The organism is Flavobacterium sp. NRK F10 (genome assembly GCF_024054235.1).
Lineage (GTDB): Bacteria > Bacteroidota > Bacteroidia > Flavobacteriales > Flavobacteriaceae > Flavobacterium > Flavobacterium sediminis.
The window spans coordinates 2,739,458-2,759,196 of the sequence record NZ_JAMXLC010000001.1 but is presented as its reverse complement, the minus strand read 5'-3'; the positions used below and the strand labels follow the sequence as shown (position 1 = coordinate 2,759,196).

General features: G+C 36.0%; 14 protein-coding genes. 7 read left to right on the top strand and 7 right to left on the bottom strand.

Annotated features, from left to right (window positions below):
• From NHF50_RS12465 to NHF50_RS12435, 6 genes are all read right to left on the bottom strand, one after another.
• Window positions 1-519 (bottom strand): hypothetical protein (locus tag NHF50_RS12465; RefSeq protein WP_252776751.1); only part of this gene is annotated, 519 nt, incomplete at its 3' end.
• Window positions 520-1,805: 1,286 nt separating this feature from the next.
• Window positions 1,806-2,216 (bottom strand): heavy-metal-associated domain-containing protein, encoded by a 411-nt coding sequence (locus NHF50_RS12455; protein WP_252776749.1) that lies wholly within the window; start codon window positions 2,214-2,216, stop codon window positions 1,806-1,808.
• 15 nt (window positions 2,217-2,231) lie between these two features.
• A complete protein-coding gene (locus NHF50_RS12450; RefSeq protein WP_252776748.1) occupies window positions 2,232-3,935 on the bottom strand; it encodes an efflux RND transporter periplasmic adaptor subunit in 1,704 nt (567 codons plus the stop codon).
• A 9-nt stretch (window positions 3,936-3,944) separates the two neighbouring features.
• Window positions 3,945-5,174 (bottom strand): TolC family protein, encoded by a 1,230-nt coding sequence (locus NHF50_RS12445; protein ID WP_252776747.1) that lies wholly within the window; start codon window positions 5,172-5,174, stop codon window positions 3,945-3,947.
• Window positions 5,155-8,895, bottom strand: a complete 3,741-nt coding sequence (locus NHF50_RS12440) for an efflux RND transporter permease subunit (protein WP_252776746.1) — start codon at window positions 8,893-8,895, stop codon at window positions 5,155-5,157. The genes NHF50_RS12445 and NHF50_RS12440 overlap by 20 nt, the downstream gene beginning before the upstream one ends.
• Window positions 8,896-8,982: 87 nt before the next feature.
• On the bottom strand, window positions 8,983-9,405 hold the full coding sequence (locus tag NHF50_RS12435) for a hypothetical protein (protein WP_252776745.1): 423 nt from the start codon (window positions 9,403-9,405) through the stop codon (window positions 8,983-8,985).
• A gap of 461 nt (window positions 9,406-9,866) precedes the next feature.
• Between NHF50_RS12435 and NHF50_RS12430 the strand changes: the two genes are divergently transcribed.
• Window positions 9,867-10,886: a M28 family metallopeptidase gene (locus NHF50_RS12430; protein WP_252776744.1), complete on the top strand. Its 1,020-nt coding sequence runs from the start codon at window positions 9,867-9,869 to the stop codon at window positions 10,884-10,886.
• A gap of 53 nt (window positions 10,887-10,939) precedes the next feature.
• Here the strand turns inward: NHF50_RS12430 and glyA are convergent, their stop codons facing one another.
• Window positions 10,940-12,214 carry a serine hydroxymethyltransferase gene (glyA, locus tag NHF50_RS12425; RefSeq protein WP_252776743.1) on the bottom strand — a complete coding sequence of 425 codons (1,275 nt, stop codon included), beginning with the start codon at window positions 12,212-12,214 and terminating at the stop codon, window positions 10,940-10,942.
• Between the two features lie 111 nt (window positions 12,215-12,325).
• Between glyA and fahA the strand changes: the two genes are divergently transcribed.
• The 6 genes from fahA to NHF50_RS12395 all read left to right on the top strand — a co-directional run.
• A complete protein-coding gene (gene fahA, locus NHF50_RS12420; protein ID WP_109569960.1) occupies window positions 12,326-13,612 on the top strand; it encodes a fumarylacetoacetase in 1,287 nt (428 codons plus the stop codon).
• Between the two features lie 182 nt (window positions 13,613-13,794).
• Window positions 13,795-14,982, top strand: a complete 1,188-nt coding sequence (locus NHF50_RS12415; RefSeq protein ID WP_252776742.1) for a hypothetical protein — start codon at window positions 13,795-13,797, stop codon at window positions 14,980-14,982.
• 62 nt (window positions 14,983-15,044) lie between these two features.
• Window positions 15,045-15,923 (top strand): carbon-nitrogen hydrolase, encoded by an 879-nt coding sequence (locus tag NHF50_RS12410; RefSeq protein ID WP_252776741.1) that lies wholly within the window; start codon window positions 15,045-15,047, stop codon window positions 15,921-15,923.
• An 82-nt stretch (window positions 15,924-16,005) separates the two neighbouring features.
• Window positions 16,006-17,073: an agmatine/peptidylarginine deiminase gene (locus NHF50_RS12405; protein WP_109569957.1), complete on the top strand. Its 1,068-nt coding sequence runs from the start codon at window positions 16,006-16,008 to the stop codon at window positions 17,071-17,073.
• A gap of 145 nt (window positions 17,074-17,218) precedes the next feature.
• A complete protein-coding gene (locus NHF50_RS12400; protein WP_252776740.1) occupies window positions 17,219-18,079 on the top strand; it encodes a hypothetical protein in 861 nt (286 codons plus the stop codon).
• 6 nt (window positions 18,080-18,085) lie between these two features.
• Window positions 18,086-19,739: N-acetylmuramoyl-L-alanine amidase (locus NHF50_RS12395; protein ID WP_252776739.1), on the top strand; the 1,654-nt coding region annotated here is incomplete at its 3' end.

Here is a 19,739-nt window from a genome sequence, read left to right as displayed (position 1 = left end):
AGCTCCTCCAGAAATCACTTTAAAGTGAGTTGTTCCACTTGGAGCAGCAATCATATTCGCAGGTACAAACGATGGAATAGAAACATCCAATGTTCCTGCAGCTCTGTCAATCGCTGAGGTAAACGGAGCAAATAAAGAAGTACCTAATTTTCCACGAATATTAAATTCGAATCCAAGTACTAATTCAACTTCACCATCAATTACATTTCGTAATCCTCTTTCACTCACAGCATCAGCTTGAATCACTTTTACCATTGTTTGTGTCAGACGACTTACCATTCTACCATCAGCAGAATTCAAAAGCAATGGTCTTAAAGCGGTACGCAAAATCTTTCCAGCTTTTCCAGCTCTACCAAACTCTGAACCGTTTTCACGCGTTCTCTGGAACGCAGGATCACTCGCAATTCTGCTCGCGTCAATTCCACCTTTCTCACGAGCCAAATGACCATCTTGGGTTTTGTAAAAGGTAATATCCCCGATAGTACCTTTCAATTTAATTATGCCTTTCTGTCTAGCCATAACTTCAAAAATTTCATTAATAAATCAGTTAAAAACACCTTCAATCTCCATCACGTTGCAACACTTTTAGATTGATTTAGAAACAAAATTTAAACAATAAATAAAAGCTTCAAAGTAATATGTCATCACATGACACTTTTGTCCAAATTCGACACATATGACATCTAAACAAGTTCATTTATCGTTTCTGAACCAGTTCAAATAATAATTACTTTTACTAAAATTAATTCTGATAATCAATATGAAATAAGTAATTCAAAGCCTAGTCAAAGGCATAGATAAAGTATGAAAATTGAAAAAAAGAGAATATGTATCTATCCAAAGGACATACAACGCATTACAGGAAAGAGTTATAGACAGAGTGCACGATTGTTGCAAAAGATAAGAACTGACCTTAAAAAGCTTGAAAATGAGTTTGTATCGGTTGAAGAGTTCTGTAATTACACAAGCTTAAAAATTGAACAAGTAGAACCTTTAATTATCGGATGAGGTTTTTAAAAAAAGTATCAATTATTAAACTTCATTATACATACTTTTTACAGTAATAACCAGTTCAATAAATGAACAATAATTATACTTTTTTACTTTGTTTAATCCTCTAATTTTCATAGATTTGTCCTAATAAGATTTCGAAAAATTTGCACATTATTTATCGATGCAAAAGCGAGACCCTAGGATTTTTAAAATTGTTAAAACCAATAATATCAAGCGTTTATAAGAGGATGATAAATCCCTCTTTCTCCGCAGCGTAAAGCTTCAGATGAAAATCTGGAGCTTTTTTTATGCCTTAAAACGTTTGTTTTTACTGAATTTAGTTCCTTTTTAATTCTTTTTTTATCATCTCAAAATTCAATCTTTTTTAATAAAAAAAGTTTTTACAAAAAATCTTAGACACAACTATAATTCACCTCATTACTGTTTCCTAATTTTTTGGAATTTATTCTATATTTGTTTCAGTTTGATCTTTACTTTCTTAAAACATAACTATACACTTATTTCAAATTTGAGAAAATACGATGAAAATAAAACTATCCTTTTTAACACTTTTTTTTCATATTTTCATGTAAAAATAATTAGGAATTTAGTTTTTATGACAGAAGACAGTAACAGAATTGGCAATTAGAAACACCTGTAAAATCAGTAAGAAGCTATATAGCTATGGATTGGATAACGATCAAATAAAAAACTGTAATAGAGGTATCCTATATCCAAAAAAAATCCAAAAGAAAGAAAAATCAAGCTATTCTTCCCTTTGGATTATTTGATTACTCTTCAATCATTCAGGCTTATTGAACACTCATCTCCATAGCATGGTCGTATTGACAACATCCCGGTAAATTGTCATACGCTTCTGTACTTCCGTTCAGTTTGTCAGTATCGTATCCTGCGTCAGCAATTGCTTTATGAATAGCCTCTAAATTAGTTTTTGACGCATCAAAAGATACACTGATCTGCTTTTTAGATACATCCCAATCGGCTTTAGAAATTCCTTCCAATTGATGTACAGCTTCTTCAATAGTGCTTTTACACATTTCACAATTTCCGCGTACTCCGAATGTAGCAGCTGCTAGTTCTGCATTATCCGAACTTTCTGTTTGTTCAGTTGCAACGGGTTCCGTTTCACTTTTAGCTTCGTTTTTACATCCGGTAAAGCTTAATGCAGCAAGCATCAAACCACTTAAGAACACTTTTTTCATATTATTTCTATTAATTTATTTGTTATTAATTTTTTCTTTTACTTCGCCACACTTTAGCATTTTATCTCCGAAATAGGGATTTAAAACTTTTTCTTCATTACTTAACCAATAAGCACCACTGTCACTATCTGCCATCGGACAATACAATTTGTAGGTCGCTTTATTGATTCCGAAATTCTGAACGGCTAAAATCAATTGGTTTGACATTTTTTTGAAGACTTTGCGTTGCTCTTCAATATCTGAAGATTTTGTAATGACAACCGCACTTTCTGTTATGGCATGATCTATTGCCATCCACTGCTTATGAGTCGCTTCATTAGGAACCAATTTCATATCTACGGCTGCAATTGCTTTTTCAATAGCAGAAGCCAATTGCTTTGCCTGTTTAGAATCACTGTCTATCAAAGCGTCTTTTAATGCAATATATCGGTCATAAACGACTTGCAACTGATTCTTAAATTCTGTCGGAACATTAACCGATGCGTTAGGTTCTTCTTTTCTGTTCATCATTGATTTTTTGCCCTGCAACTGAGCTGATGCATCAATTGTAAAGACACCGTAGGTAACAATCTCCTCTCCTGCTTGTAAACCTCCTGTTATTTCATAATCTTCCCCTGTTTTTTGCCCCAATAGGACTTCACGCATTTCAAAAACCGGTTCGTCAGGCTTCGGTTTTATATAAACAATCGAACGTTTTCCGGTCCATAATACTGCGGTAGCCGGAACGGTCAAGGTCTCTTTTGAATGACTAACTCTATCTGTTTTTCCTTTAACAAACATAGATGGTTTTAGCTTTCGGTCTTTATTATCGATCACTGCACGCATCTTTACCACTCGGGTATCAGGATTCAGAACCGGATCTATAAAGGCTATTTTGGCTTTAAAAACTTCTGTAGGATACGCTTCAGTAGTGATCACTATGGCTTGTCCGACTTTAAAATTGCTTATCTGATTTTCGTAAACATCAAAATTAGCCCAAACGGAATTTAAGTCGGATATCTTAAACAAAGGCTGTCCTTGCTTCACATAATCGCCCTGTTCTGCCAGTTTTTCCGAAACCGTTCCGCTCACAGTTGCATAAATAGGAAAATATTCCTTTACCTTTCCTGAGCTTTCGATCTGATTGATCTGAGAATCTGACAGTTTTAATAATTTCAGTTTATTTCTTACCGCTTTGTAAAGTTCCGGGTGGGTACTTTTTAAAGAAGCCGCCGTTATCAGTTCTTGTTGCGCTTTGACCAGTTCCGGCGAATAGATCGTTGCTAATGCTTGACCTGCCTTAACCTCTTCTCCGGTAAAGTTGATGTGCAATCGTTCTATTCTCCCGGAAAAATAACTGGCCTGGACAGCATTTGCCTCTTCATTTTCCGATATTTTACCTGATACGATTAAAACATTGCTCTCGCCACCACTATTTCCTACTATAGTTGTCTGAACATTTGCCAGAGCTAAGGCGTTCTCTGTCAATTTAAACTGCTCTTTTGATAAACCTCCCTGATGGTCATGATCTACCGGAATAAGATCCATACCGCAGATCGGGCATTTTCCGGGTTCTGTCTTCATAATCTGGGGGTGCATGGAACACGTCCACATTTGCTTTTTAGCCTCTTGAGCTGTTACAGGGCTTGATTCTTTATTGGCTTCTTCATTGCCGAAAAGTAACCATCCGAGAACCAATCCGACAGCTACTAATACTATATAAATACTAATTTTTTTCATCTTTTCCCTTTATTTAATTAAATAATTAATTATGGTACTTTGTATATAATAATCCACTACCGAAGTAATCTTGTTGATTTGAAATTTCAGTTCTAATTCCTGAATATCAAGTACATCGTTAAAATCAATTGTACCGGTTTCATAGCTTTTAATTAAAATTTGTTCGGCACTCTTTGCCTGCTCCAGATTCTTGACTTGTGTATCATGACTGATTCTGGAAGCATTTCTATTAGAAATTGCTTTTTGCAGGCTTGTTTCTAAAAAATTGAGTTTATTTTGTTTTTGTGCTTTAATCTCTTCCTGTTTTAATTCGTTTTGCTTGCTGACTGATTTATATTTTTTATTAAAAATAGGGATCGATAGTGAAACCATTGGCATCAAGGCATCTTTCCCGTTATCGCTGAAATCCATATCGGGTCTTTTCTCGACATTGATATAATCAAGACCGAAACCTATCATCGGTCTTTTCTCTTTTTGATTTAATAACTCTGATTTTTCAACCGAATGAAACAACTTATCATACTTAAGAAGTTCCGGGTGGATCTCCAGACTTTCAAATGATACTTGTTCTTTCTCATCCGGAATTTCTAAATCAGTAATAAGGTCAACCGCTATCTCAGAATCTCTGTTAAGGAGTTTATTTAATACTGTTTGTTCCGCTTTAAATTGTTCGCTCAAAACACTTTGCAACTGAGCTAATTCATTTTGCCTTATCTGCAATTTCAGAACATCAACCAAAGAAGCTTTTCCGACTTCAACTGAAGTCAGTGCTAATTTTTCGTATGTCTTTAAAAGTGTTTTGTTTTCTTCCAATACTCTTATCTTTTCTTTAATCTCATACAGTTTGTAATAAGATTGTGAAACCGTACTGATCAATTTTCTTTTAACTATCACTAAATCCTGATATTTAGCTTCTGATAGTGATACCGCATAATTTTCTCGGGCTGTGATCGTTCCGAACCAGGGAATCATTTGACGAACCGAAACTTTAAATGTCTGAGCTCCGGTTCGCGTTTCAGGCGTAATAGCAAACACTCCTATACCTAATTCTGTATTAGGCAATACATTTACCTCATTCTCTTTCTCTTTAGTAATTTTGTATTGTGATTCTATTTCTTGTACTTCCGGATTATTCCGTAAGGCTTCATCCAGAATTGTATTGAGATCCTGTGCTTTAGTCTGAATCGAAAAAAGAACTAATAGCCCAACTACATGTAATTTAAAAATTTGCTTTTTCATCGCTTTTCGATTTTCTTTTTAATACTAATTCTTCTCTCCAGCTATACAGCACCGGAACTATGAAATAGGATGTCACATCGATGATCATTCCTCCGAAACTCGGAATTGCCATAGGGATCATAATATCACTTCCTCTACCAGTTGAAGTTAATACCGGTAAAAGTGCCAGAATTGTAGTTACTGTAGTCATTAAACACGCTCTGATTCTTTTATTTCCGGCATGTATAACAGCCGTTCGGATGTCTTCAACGGTTTCCGGTTTTTCTTTAGAAAAGAACTGATTCAGATAAGTTGCCATGACAACTCCGTCGTCTGTAGCAATTCCGAAAAGTGCTATAAATCCGACCCAAACAGCAACACTCAGATTGATGGTATGCATTTGAAACAGATCCCGTAAATTCTCTCCGAATAAACTGAAATTCAGAAACCATTCCTGACCATACAACCACATCATGATAAATCCTCCTGCAAAAGCAACGGCTATTCCTGTAAACACCATAAATGATGTTGTTACCGAACGAAATTGAAAATAAAGAATTAAAAATATTATGATCAATGCTAAAGGCACTACTAAAGACAAGGTTTTTTCAGCTCTTATCTGATTTTCGTATGTTCCGGTAAATTGGTATGAGATTCCTTTCGGTACAAGCAGTTCCCCGCGCTCTATCTTTTGACTAATTACATCCTGAGCATTTTCAACAACGTTAACTTCTGCAAAATCAGGTAGTTTGTCAAATAACACATAACCTATCAAAAAGGTATCTTCGCTCTTTATCGCTTGTGGTCCTTGCTCATATTGAATTGTAGCCAGAGTACTTAAAGGTACTGGTTTACCACTCGCTGTCGGGATGTAGATATTCGCCAGATCTGTAGGATTTGAACGCAATTCTCTGGGGTAACGAACCCGTATGCCATACCGCTCCCTTCCTTCTACAGTTTGGGTAAGTGGCATGCCGCCAACAGCTACTTTCAAAACATCTTGTACCATTTGAATTGATATGCCGTAATTAGCTATTTTTTCTCTATCAATGTCGATCAATACATAAGGTTTACCTACAATTCTGTCTGCAAATACGGCTTCACTTTTTACACCTTCTACATTTTTCAGGATTTCTTCTAATTGGATACCGAAATCTTCTATTTGTTTCAGGTTCTGTCCTTTTACTTTAATCCCCATAGGTGCACGCATACCGGTTTGCAACATTACCAACCTTGTTTCTATAGGTTGCAACTTAGGTGCTGACGTAATTCCGGGAAGTTTTGTCTTTTTTACAATCTCATTCCATATATCATTTTCCGATTTGATAAACGGTCTCCAGTTTCTGAACAACTCCCCTCTATTATCTTCAATCAGATCATCGGGAGAAATTTTATAAAACCTTTCATCTATTGAATCGTTTTTGATAGTATTCGGATTAAAAACCGTTTTTCCGTCCTTCAACACAAAGGCTCCTTCATCGTTTATTTTATAACGTTGGCGTTTTCCTTCTTCATTTAGGGCATATTCCGGTTTATACAAAATGATATTTTCATACATCGATAAGGGAGCCGGATCCAATGCTGATTCCACTCTCCCAGATTTTCCGACAACGGTTTCTATCTCTGGAATATTGGCCACAGCCATATCCAGCTGTTGCAAGACATGCTTATTTTCTTCTACTCCGGAATGCGGCATTGAAGTTGGCATCAACAAGAAAGCTCCTTCGTTCAAAGATGGCATAAATTCTTTTCCGGCGTTCTTAAAGATTAACATTCCACAAATAAATACACTAGCCGGAATGGTTAAAAAGAGTAATTTATGATGCAATGCCCATTTTAAAATGTGTGTATAATACTTTTGAAAAATAGAAAAAATACCTAATAACCCTAAACATATTATACTTACAAATAGTAGATTAATAAAAAGGCTTTTATCAACACCTAAAGGCCGCCAGTACTCTGACAACAATCCTATAATAGTTCCCGATGCTATAATGATATTGATACGATTTCTGTTTTTGCTTATAACTGTATTAGTATTAGATAAGAAGTATATTGCTCCGAATAAAATCAAGACCATTCCCAACCAATACCCATAGAACAATCCTGTAATACCGATAAGAACAAATAGTGCCTGAATCAGCGCTGCTGCTTTAGTAGTAAGTGATTTTCTTTTAAATACAAATGCCGCAAAAGGCGGAATAATAAACAATGCTACGATTATAGAAGCAATCAGTGCGAATGTTTTTGTAAATGCTAATGGCCTGAAAAGTTTTCCTTCTGCTCCGACCATTGTGAAAACAGGAATAAAACTTATAACTGTAGTCATAACTGCCGTTACTATTGCTCCTGAAACTTCTGAAGTAGCATTGTATACAACCGTATTTATAGGTAACTTTTTGGAATCACTTTCTAAATGCCTTATGATATTTTCAGATAAGATCACTCCTACATCGACCATAGTTCCTATAGCAATGGCTATACCGGAAAGAGCAACTATATTGGCATCAACATTGAATGCTTTCATCGCTATAAAAACCATCAGAACGGCAACCGGTAACAAACCTGAAATTAGAATTGAGGCTCTTAAGTTAAGAACCATCACTACAATTACTAAGATTGTAATCAGTATCTCAAGAGTTAAAGCTTCGTTTAATGTACCTAAGGTTTCTTGGATCAGTTCTGTTCGGTCGTAAAAAGGCACTATTGTCAATTGAGAGACTCTTCCGTCCTTTAATTTTTTACTCGGCAAACCGGTACTAACTTCCTTAATCTTTTCTTTTACATTATTAATGACTTCCAGAGGATTGGCTCCGTATCTTGCTACTACAACACCTCCCGCCACTTCAGCACCTTCTTTATCTAATATCCCTCTTCTGGTCATTGCCCCTAATGATACTTTGGCAACATCTTTTATCTTTACCGGAGTGAAATCTTTTGACGTTACTACTGCATTTTCAATATCTTTCAATGATTTCACATAACCGAGTCCCCTAACCAAATATTCTACCTGATTTATTTCTATAGTCTGTGCTCCGATATCCTGATTGCTTTCTTTTACAGCCTTTACTACTTGTTGAAGGTTGATATTATATTGCCGCATCAGCTCAGGATCAATATCGATCTGATATTCCTGAACATATCCGCCTATCGATGCCACTTCAGAAACACCGCTAGCAGAGGAAAGGGCATATTTCACATAATAATCTTGTATGCTGCGAAGCTCATTCAGATCCCAACCTCCCGTTACCTTTCCGTTTTCATCCCTTCCTTCTAATGTATACCAAAATATTTGCCCTAAAGCCGTAGCATCCGGTCCTAACGAAGGACTAACTCCGTCAGGAAGCAATCCGTTAGGTAATGAATTTAATTTTTCTAAAATTCTGGAACGGCTCCAATAAAACTCTACATCTTCTTCAAAAATGATATAGATACTGGAGAAACCGAACATCGAGGAACTCCGAATGGTTTTTACCCCGGGAATTCCCAACAATGAAGTCGTTAACGGATAGGTAATCTGATCCTCAATATCTTGAGGAGAGCGCCCGTCCCATTTTGTAAATACTATTTGTTGATTTTCACCTATATCCGGTATCGCGTCAACAGGAACCGGATAATTGGGTAATACTTTTGTATCCCAACTGAACGGAGCATGAATTATTCCCCAACCGACAAACAATACTAATAATAAGACGGCTACTAATTTATTCTCAATTAAAAATTTAATGATCTTATTAAGCATAATTATTTAATTTAATCATTTGACAAAAAAGTTTTGTCCAAAACGGAACTGAGTCCACTTCGGATTTTTAAAACCTATATCAAATAATCAAATTAAATATACTTCATCAAGTAGATGAATGTCCCTGACTATTAAAGGCGGAGAGTAATCTTTAAAATTATTTTCTTTTTGTTCAATTGCATTGAACAAATTAAAATAAGTATAACAAAAAGTTGTGAAGAATAATTGTTGCTCAAGGCTTAGTTTATCAAATGAAGAGAGTTTCATTTCTTCCTGCCCTTTAATAACCAAATGTTCATCTGAGCAACAGGATTTTTTAGTAACTGAACATTTTGAATTAGTCAACACTTGTAACTTTTCCATTCCACAAGTCTTTGCTTCCTGAAAAATAGCTGTATCCACCAATTTATCACCACAATAGTGCTTACTTATTGTAAATGATAACGTAGAAAATAAGACTACGAATACCATTACAACAGCTATACTTCTATGGAGTACTTTATAGTTCATAAGAACAAAATTACAGTTATTTTTTTAATTCTTTATATTTTAACAGACTTTTAGTCAATTAGTAATGAAAAAAGTAAAGAGCTGTTCTTATTTAAGAACAACTCTTCACATAACCATAACAAATAATAATTATCAATTATCTCTTTAATGAAAAATGTGCTTTATATTTTTCATTATTAGACCTTATTTTTATAGTTTATCGATATTATCGAACTGTTAATCTAGCTTTAACACAAAATTAACTACTGTCAAATTTTAAAATATTTAACTAAAAATCAAAGTTTTTTTTAATTAATTTTACACAAAAAACTATTATATATTAAAAAAATGTAAAAAAATAAACAATCATCAATAAAAATACATCAAGACAGTTAATTAGACTACCAAAACAAGATCATATAAATAAATCATCTGAATAAAAATCAATTTTTATATTTGCCTTCAACTCTAAAACATTAAAAATGAATAAAAAGAAACTAATCTATCTGTTAACAGGAATCATTTTAACCGGATGCTCAGCCGGTAAATCTCAAAAAGCAGCAGATATAAATACTTACTTACAAACTATAACACCTAATGAATTAAGGGAACACCTTTATATTGTAGCTTCCGATGAAATGCAAGGAAGAGATACCGGAACTGAAGGACAGAAAAAAGCAGGTAAATACTTAATTTCTCAATATGAAGCTAACAAAATAAAATTCCCTCCTGCCGCTGAAAGTTGGTATCAAAAAGTTCCGTCAGAATTTATGGCAAGAGGCTTTTCTCCTAAATTAAATGATTCCGAAAATATCTGGGCCTTTATAAAAGGTAATGAAAAACCGGAAGAAGTAGTCATTGTTTCTGCCCATTACGACCATGTTGGTATGAAAAACGGGGAAGTTTATAACGGTGCTGACGATGACGGATCAGGAACTGTTGCCTTACTCGAAATTGCTGAAGCTTTTAAACTAGCTGAAAAAGATGGTTTCAAGCCCAAACGCTCTATCCTGTTCTTACACGTTACAGGCGAAGAACACGGTCTTCACGGTTCTCGTTATTATTCCGAACATCCGTTGTATCCGTTCGAAAATACTGTGGCCGACATCAATATTGACATGATCGGACGACGTGATACTTTACATCCTGCTACTAATAATTATATTTACGTAATCGGATCGGATCGTTTGAGTTCTGAATTACATGAAATCAATGAGCGTATGAATTCAAAGTATACTCAAATGGAATTAGATTACAAATACAATGACCGTAACGATCCGGAAAGAATCTATTACCGTTCTGATCATTACAATTTTGCCAAAAAAGGTGTTCCTGCAATCTTCTTTTTTAACGGAATACATGCCGATTACCACATGGCAACAGACACACCGGATAAAATAGAATATGATGCATTGGCAAAACGCGCTCAATTAGCTTTTGCTCTGGCTTGGGAATTAGCCAACAGAGAAGAAAAAATCATAGTTGATAAAGACGGGAAATAAAAGAAAAGCCTTTACAAATTGTAAAGGCTTCTTTATTATAAATATTTATTTTTTTAGAAAACAAACATAGCTCTCTCCCCCATTAAGTCATTCACTTCTTCCGCTACTTGTTCTAAAACATTTTCATCTGTATGATTAGTTAATACTTTGTCTATTAAAGCAACGATAGTTTCCATATCTGCTTCTACCATTCCTCTGGTTGTGATAGCAGGAGTTCCCACCCTAATACCGGAAGTAACGAACGGTGATTTATCATCAAACGGAACCATGTTCTTATTAACTGTAATCTCGGCTTTTACCAAAGCATTTTCTGCTTCCTTGCCCGTGATATTTTTATTGCGCAGGTCAATCAACATCATGTGATTATCCGTTCCGCCGGAAATGATATTGTAACCTCTCTTAACAAATGCTTCTGCCATAGCCTTTGCATTTTTTTGCACCTGTAAAGCATAACGGAAGAACTCATCTGTTAGAGCTTCACCAAAAGCTACTGCTTTAGCAGCAATGATATGCATTAAAGGTCCTCCTTGGTTTCCGGGAAAAACAGCCATATCTAATAAATTAGACATCATTTTCACCTCTCCTTTCGTAGTTGTATATCCCCAAGGGTTTTCAAAATCTTTACCCATCATGATCATTCCGCCACGAGGTCCCCGTAATGTTTTATGAGTCGTTGTTGTCACAATATGACAATGCGGTATCGGATCGTTTAACAAACCTTTGGCAATCAATCCAGCCGGATGCGAAACGTCAGCCATTAAAATAGCTCCTACACTATCTGCAATTTCTCTGAAACGTTTAAAATCCATATCTCGGGAATAAGCCGAAGCACCCGCAATAATCAATTTCGGTTTCTCCTGAGTTGCTATTTCCTGAATTTTATCATAATTCAACACACCTGTTTCTTTTTCCACACCATAGAAAACCGGTTGGTACAATTTACCCGAAAAGTTTACCGGAGAACCGTGTGTCAAATGTCCGCCATGAGCTAAATCAAATCCTAAAATCTTATCTCCCGGCTGTAAACAAGCGGCGAAAACGGCTGTATTAGCTTGCGAACCCGAGTGCGGCTGCACGTTTGCATATTCTGCGCCAAACAAAGCCTTTGCTCTATCAATCGCGATTTGCTCTACAATATCCACTACTTCACACCCTCCGTAATAACGTCTTCCGGGATAACCTTCAGCATATTTATTCGTTAAACAAGAACCAGCAGCTTCCATGACTTGATCACTTACAAAGTTTTCAGAAGCAATTAACTCAATTCCGTGAATTTGTCTATCTTGTTCGTCAAGAATCAGATCAAAAATTTGTTCGTCGCGTTGCATTTTTTTAGTAATTCGTTAAAATTTACGCAAAAATACGAAAAAGGTTTGGTAAATAGGCTGTAACCTTTATATTTGATTCTTATTTTATCAACAATAAACTAACAGTATACCATGCCAAATATAGCAAACGACCCTAACAGAAAATCTTGGATATCAGTTCCCCAAGATAGTGATTTCCCCATCCAGAATATTCCTTTCGGCGTATTCATTACCAAAAACGATGATATCACTATAGGAACTCGTATCGGCAACACTGCTATTGATATGGGTGCGCTTCAACGCCTGAATTATTTTGAAGGAATAGACCTGACTGACGATATGTTTATGCAAGATACCTTAAACGATTTTATCTCGGACGGGAAAAAAACCTGGCGTTTGGTTCGTAACCGATTAGCAGAATTATTTGATCAGGAAAATCCGAAACTTAGAGACCATGAGGAACATCGGGAAATTATCTTATTTGATGTTTCTGAGATAGAAATGCTTTTACCGGTTCAGATCGGTGATTATACTGATTTCTATAGCAGTAAAGAACATGCTACTAATGTAGGAAAAATGTTCCGTGATCCGGATAATGCTTTATTGCCAAACTGGTTACATATTCCGGTAGGTTACCACGGCAGAAGTTCTACGATCGTTCCAAGCGGAGTTCCGGTAAGAAGACCTAACGGACAGACTTTGCCGGCAGGCGAAACACAACCGGTCTTCGGTCCTTCAAAATTTATTGATTTTGAACTGGAAACTGCTTTTATTACGACTGATGCAAACTTAATGGGAGAACCAATTCCTGTAAATGAAGCTGAAGACTACATTTTCGGAATGGTTTTATTCAATGACTGGAGTGCTCGCGATATGCAAAAATGGGAGTATGTTCCTCTTGGCCCTTTTTTAGCAAAGAACTTCGCTTCTTCTATGTCGCCTTGGATCGTAACAATGGATGCTTTAGAACCTTTCAGAGTTAAAGGACCTGAACAAAATCCTGCTCCGCTACCTTATTTACAACAAAAAGGAGACCATGCTTTTGACATTAACTTAGAAGTAAGTATTAAACCTGAAAATACAGAAGAAACTTCTGTTTGTCAATCCAATTTTAAATACATGTACTGGTCAATGGCTCAACAACTTGCACATCATACAGTAAATGGTTGTCGTGTAAATTCCGGAGATTTAATGGGAAGCGGAACTATTTCCGGATCAACAGAAAACAGTTTCGGTTCTATGTTAGAATTGACTTGGGGTGGAAAAAATCCATTGAAAATGAAAGACGGAAGTGAACGTAAATCTATAAATGACAATGATACTGTTGTTTTAAGAGGTTATTGTCAAAATGCAGATACTAGAATCGGTTTTGGCGAATGTTCCTCAAAATTACTTCCGGCTTTGGATCTGAAGTTTTAAGTCAATCTTTTTTGTCAAGGCATTTAAAGAATAAAAAAAAACTCCGGTTAAACCGGAGTTTTTTTTTATTCTTTAAATGAACTGGCATCCTTTTTGCCTTGCTTTTGCCAAACAAAAAAAGATATAACAAACAGCCCGCATTAGCTCTAAAAAAAATATATCTTTGTCAAAACGGTTAACTTATGAAGAAAATTACTCTGATCCTTTTATGTTATGCAACCTTATTAGCTTGCAGCGGTGTAAAAAAAACAGAATCATATTTAAATAGTGGAAATTATGATGCTGCAATCGACATCGCCGTAAAAAATTTAAACACAAACAAAACTGCTAAAGGCAAACAAGATTATGTTTACATGCTTGAAGAAGCATTTGCCAAAGCTAAAAAACGCGATGAAGATGAAATTGCCCTTTTAAAAGTTGAAAATAAAGCTTTCAATTACGAGCGCATTTACAACCTTTATATGCAACTGCATAATCGTCAGGAACGTATTAAGCCATTATTGCCTCTACCCTTGCTAAAAGAAGGCAGAAATGCTATTTTCCTGATGAAAAGTTACAATAGCGAAATTGTTCAAAGTAAAGAAAACCTTTCCGGCTATTTATATGACAATGCCCGTAAATTAATGATTACCAACAATAAAATGGACTATAGAGAAGCCTATGACGACTTGGCTTATTTGGATCAATTGAATCCTAATTTCAGGGACGTAAGAACCTTAATGGACGAGGCTCAATACAATGGAACAGACTTTGTTTATGTCTCTACTAAAAATGAAACCAACATGGTAATTCCTGCCAAATTACAAGATGATCTGTTAAACTTCGGAACATATGGATTAAATGATAAATGGACTGTTTACCACAGTAATAAACAAAAAGGTGTTTTTTACGATTTCGGTATGGTTCTTAACTTCCGACAAATCAATATTTCACCGGAACAAATAAAAGAAAAACAATTCATCAAAGAAAAACAGATCAAAGACGGGACAAAAACACTCCTTGACAGCAATGGAAATGTCGTAAAAGACAGTTTAGGGAACCCGATTAAGGTCGATAATATGAAATCCATTTCGATCAGCATCTATGAATTCACGCAATTCAAATCATGTCAGATCACAGGAATTGTAGACTATGTTGACAATAGAAATAAACAACTTATCGATTCATTCCCGTTAAGTAGTGAATTCATTTTTGAATACATTTATGCGAACTACAACGGGGACAAACGGGCTTGTGATGAAACTTATTATCAGTACTTTGACCGCAGAGCAGTTCAATTCCCTACCAATGAACAAATGGTATACGATACCGGAGAAGATATGAAGGCTAAGCTCAAAGGAATCATTACAAACAACAAGTTCAGACGGTAATTATCCCCTTTAAATTTTTAAAATTTATTTTTTCAAATTCCTTAATTTTGTAAAAAAATAAAATGACAAACGTAAACGTTGGGTTGGTGCAAATGTCTTGTGTAAAAGATGTGGCTACCAATATTGAAAAAGCAAAAAGAGAAATTAGAAATGCAGCTGCTAAAGGTGCACAGATTGTTTGTTTACAAGAGCTTTTTACATCACTGTATTTTTGTGATGTTGAAGACTACGATAATTTTCAGTTGGCCGAGGCTATTCCGGGACCTACAACTGAAACAATGAGCGAACTGGCCAAAGAACTAGGTGTAGTCATCATTGCTTCCTTATTCGAAAAAAGAGCCGAAGGCTTATACCACAATACAACTGCCGTTATTGATGCAGACGGCACTTATTTAGGAAAATACCGAAAAATGCACATTCCGGATGATCCGGCATTTTATGAAAAATTCTATTTTACACCCGGTGATTTAGGCTATAAAGTATTCCAAACTAAATTCGCTAAGATCGGAGTGTTGATCTGCTGGGATCAATGGTATCCTGAAGCCTCCAGAATTACTTCTTTAATGGGAGCAGAAATCTTGTTCTACCCTACTGCTATCGGTTGGGCTACTTCTCAAGATGAGGAAACCAATAAAGATCAGTACAATGCATGGCAAACTATTCAGCGTTCACACGCAGTTGCTAATGGGGTTCCTGTTGTAAGTGTAAACCGTGTTGGTTACGAACAAGAGGGCGCTATGAAATTCTGGGGCGGAAGTTTTGCAACTAATGCACAGGGAAGATTATTATATCTTGCCTCTCATGAAAATGAAGAAACCACAGTTGTTAACCTCGACCTGAAAGAGTCGGATTATTTCCGCATGCACTGGCCGTTCTTACGCGACAGAAGAATTGATAGTTATCAACCGATTACCAAACGTTTTATAGACGCAGAAGAATAATTTTCATTTTGTTTCAAGTTCTAAATTTCAAGTTAAATCAACACGAAACAATAGCAACCTGAAACCTGAAACTAAGAATAAAATGACTCCAAAAGAATTAGGCTTTTATTTTCCGGCAGAATTTGCACCTCAACGGGCTTTATGGCTTTCTTGGCCTCACAAAGAAGAATCCTGGCCGGGAAAAATCGAGACTATTTATAATCCCTACTGCGAATTCATCTTACAAGTTGCCGATCATCAAAAAGTATGTATCAATGTCGCAAATGAGAATATGAAAACTTTTGCTTTGCAACAGATACAATCCTGCGCTTACGCCCAAAAAGTTAACAACCTGAACGAATTACTCAGTCAGATCACATTCTATTTTCATCCGACAAATGATGCTTGGTGCCGTGACCACGGACCGGCTTTTTTATTGAATCATAATTCAAAAGAAAAAGCTATTGTCGATTGGGGTTATAATGCCTGGGGCGGAAAATATCCTCCTTTTGATTTAGATGATGTAATCCCGACTCTGATCGGAAAAGAATTAGGATTACACGTTTTTCATCCCGGAATTGTAATGGAAGGCGGAAGTGTAGAGTTTAACGGTGCGGGAACATTATTAACTTCTAAGGCTTGTCTGTTGAATGAAAACAGAAATCCGCATCTGAACCAAACTCAGATAGAACAATATTTAACAGACTATTACGGTGTAGATCATATTCTATGGGTTAATGACGGAATTATAGGTGACGACACAGACGGGCATATTGACGATATTACCCGATTTGTAAACGAAGATACTGTTGTAACGGTTATCGAAGAGAACAAAGCAGATGAAAATCATGCGATCCTTCAGGAAAATCTGGATTTGCTTAAAGGAATGCGATTAAAAAACGGAAAACAACTCAACATTGTAGAACTTCCAATGCCAAAACCTGTCATTTATGAAGATCAGATTTTACCGGCTTCTTATGCTAACTTCTACATTTCAAATCAAAAAGTAATCGTTCCGACTTTCAGAGATGACCAAAATGATGTAAAAGCTCTGGATATCTTACAAGATTGCTTTAAAACCCGAAAAGTAATCGGCATCGACTCAACTGATATCATTTGGGGATTGGGTAGCTTTCATTGTTTAAGCCAACAAGAACCGGAAATTATCTAAAAAGATCCAAAATACAATATTTAAAAGAAACCGTCTAAACTTTACTTAGGCGGTTTCTTTTTTTAAACTACACATAACGTATTAGCTATTTGATAATTAATAAATTATTTTATTTTTGTAATAACAAACCTATAAATTATATATTATGAAAAAAATTTTACTTTTAATTTTACTGGTTATTGCAAATTTTACCGGTTTTTCCCAAAAACTGGAAAAAATGAAACAAATTGAAGTTGATGGCTTTTATACAAATCCATTAGTTTCACCAGACGGACAACACGTTCTGCTAACGGGACGACACTTCAGAGGAGTTTATATCTTAGAACTGGCTACTAAAAAGATTATTCAGGTAACAGATAAAGAAGGAAGCGGCTATGGCTATTCTTGGGATCAGAATAGCGACACTGTTTATTTCAGACAAAAAGAAGAAAAAGAATATTTTAACAATGCTAAAGCATTTAGTTACAGTATTTCAACCGGAAGAACTGTAGCGATGCCCGAATTAGAGGTTAATACAATTGCTTCATATCACGGAACATCAAAAGAAACAAACAGTCAAATCGTTGTTTATACCAATTTAGCAACATTGAAAATAGAAGCTAAAGATTTGGCTACCAAAAAATCATGGATTATAACTTCCGAAGAAGGGCAATACTACAACGCCTTGCTCTCCCCTGACGGTTCAAAAGTAGCTGTTCATAAAGGAGCCGATATTTACATTTATGATATTACAGGAAACGGAAAAGGTAAAAAAATCGGTACAGGATTAGCGACCTCTTGGTCAAAAGACGGAAAGTACCTCATCGGATTCTTAGATGAAAGCGAAGACGGACACAATGTTTCAAATTCAGATCTTTATTGGTTTGATATTGAAAACGGAACTGTAAAGAAGATTACCCGAACAGAAGTCTTATTTGAAATGTTTCCGAGTTTTGTTGACAACCAAACAATTATCTTCTCAGAAGATAAGTCAGGTGCTATCTATATCGCTAACCTTAAAATGTAATCACTCATGAAAAAAATATATTTTATCTTAATCGCTTTATTATTCAGCCTGAATTTTCAGGCTCAGATCATTGTATTAGATCCCGGACACGGTTACGGAGCTACTACCAGTGATAATCCTGACGGACGAACTGCAACCGAGATCGAAACCGCTTTAGAAGTAGGACTCAGAACCCGTGACCTGATCCAGAATAGTTGTACTTGGACCGTTTATATGACCCGAACTACCAACCTAAACAGTTGGATATCTGTTACCCAACGGGCGCAAATGTCAAACAACTGGAATGCAGACCGTTTATTAAGCATTCACTGTAACGCCGGCGGCGGTAGCGGAACAGAAACATTTTACTGTACACAAGACGATACCAATACTACACCGGATATCAACTTTGCCGGTAAAATTCAAACGGACATGGCTTCAAACGGACAATGGAGCAATAGACGCTGTGTGGAAGACAACAGCTACCTGTCTTATCATTTAGGTGTTTTACGTTATTCTTCAGCTACAGGATGTCTTAACGAAATAGGCTTTGTAGATTCCTCTGATGCCACTAAATTAACCAGTTCAACTTGGAGAGACACTTTTGCCATGTCTTATTTCAGTTCATTTCAATCTGATCTGAATTTAGCTTGTACTGCATCTGCACCAGGTTCATTTACCTTAACGGCTACTCCGCAATGTAGCGGTAGCTCAACTCGTATCAGTTTATCTTGGACTGCATCGGCAAATGCTACTTCTTATGACATTTACAGAAACGGAAGCTTATACACTAACATTACGGGGACTTCTTTTGTAAATACCAATGTTACTGCCGGAACTTCTTATACATACTATATAAAAGCTAAAAATTCAAGCGGTTCCACTACTAACTCAAACGGCACACTTTCGGCTACAGCACCAAATTGTTCCGGTCCCGGTACATTTACTTTAACTGCTACTCCAACATGTGACGGTACTACAAGTGCCATTAATTTAACCTGGACTACAGCGGCTAATGCTACTTCTTATGATATTTACAGAAACGGCAGCCTATATGCTTCAGATATTACAGGTACTTCATTCCTTAACACTTATTTAATTACACCGGGATCTACCTATAGTTACTATGTAAAAGCTAAGAACAGTTTAGGTACAACTAACAATTCAAACGGTACACAGTCTGCAACTGCTGTTACTTGCTCTCCTGGATCGTTTACACTAACCGCCACTCCTACATGTAGCGGAAGCAGTAGTGCTATCAATTTAACATGGACTACTTCTGCTAATGCTACTTCCTATGACATCTACAGAAACGGCAACCTGTATGCTTCTGATATCACTGGAACTTCTTTCCTGAACACTTATCTTATTTATGCGGGTTCAACTTATACGTACTACATAAAAGCTAAAAACAGCATAGGTTCTACCAATAATTCTAATGGCACACGATCGGTAACAGCCACAAGTTGTTCCGCTAAACTGATCGAAACTAAAGAAGATGAGATTGTAGAAATCACTTCACTTACCTTGTATCCTAATCCTACAAACGGTTTGATCAATATTCAGACTAATACAACGACCAATCTTCCTATGGAGTTTATGATTATGGATATTAATGGAAAAATCGTGAAAAAAGGAAATCTGACCAATGAACGAACCATTGATATTTCCGAATTGCAAT

Coding starts and splice junctions, on each gene's coding strand:
- fahA (WP_109569960.1), top strand. CDS start 12,326: ATGCCAAATATAGCAAACGACCCTAACAGAAAATCTTGGATATCAGTT.
- NHF50_RS12400 (WP_252776740.1), top strand. CDS start 17,219: ATGAAAAAAATTTTACTTTTAATTTTACTGGTTATTGCAAATTTTACC.
- NHF50_RS12455 (WP_252776749.1), bottom strand. CDS start 2,216: ATGAAAAAAGTGTTCTTAAGTGGTTTGATGCTTGCTGCATTAAGCTTT.
- NHF50_RS12405 (WP_109569957.1), top strand. CDS start 16,006: ATGACTCCAAAAGAATTAGGCTTTTATTTTCCGGCAGAATTTGCACCT.
- NHF50_RS12445 (WP_252776747.1), bottom strand. CDS start 5,174: ATGAAAAAGCAAATTTTTAAATTACATGTAGTTGGGCTATTAGTTCTT.
- NHF50_RS12450 (WP_252776748.1), bottom strand. CDS start 3,935: ATGAAAAAAATTAGTATTTATATAGTATTAGTAGCTGTCGGATTGGTT.
- NHF50_RS12430 (WP_252776744.1), top strand. CDS start 9,867: ATGAATAAAAAGAAACTAATCTATCTGTTAACAGGAATCATTTTAACC.
- NHF50_RS12415 (WP_252776742.1), top strand. CDS start 13,795: ATGAAGAAAATTACTCTGATCCTTTTATGTTATGCAACCTTATTAGCT.
- glyA (WP_252776743.1), bottom strand. CDS start 12,214: ATGCAACGCGACGAACAAATTTTTGATCTGATTCTTGACGAACAAGAT.
- NHF50_RS12440 (WP_252776746.1), bottom strand. CDS start 8,895: ATGCTTAATAAGATCATTAAATTTTTAATTGAGAATAAATTAGTAGCC.
- NHF50_RS12410 (WP_252776741.1), top strand. CDS start 15,045: ATGACAAACGTAAACGTTGGGTTGGTGCAAATGTCTTGTGTAAAAGAT.
- NHF50_RS12435 (WP_252776745.1), bottom strand. CDS start 9,405: ATGAACTATAAAGTACTCCATAGAAGTATAGCTGTTGTAATGGTATTC.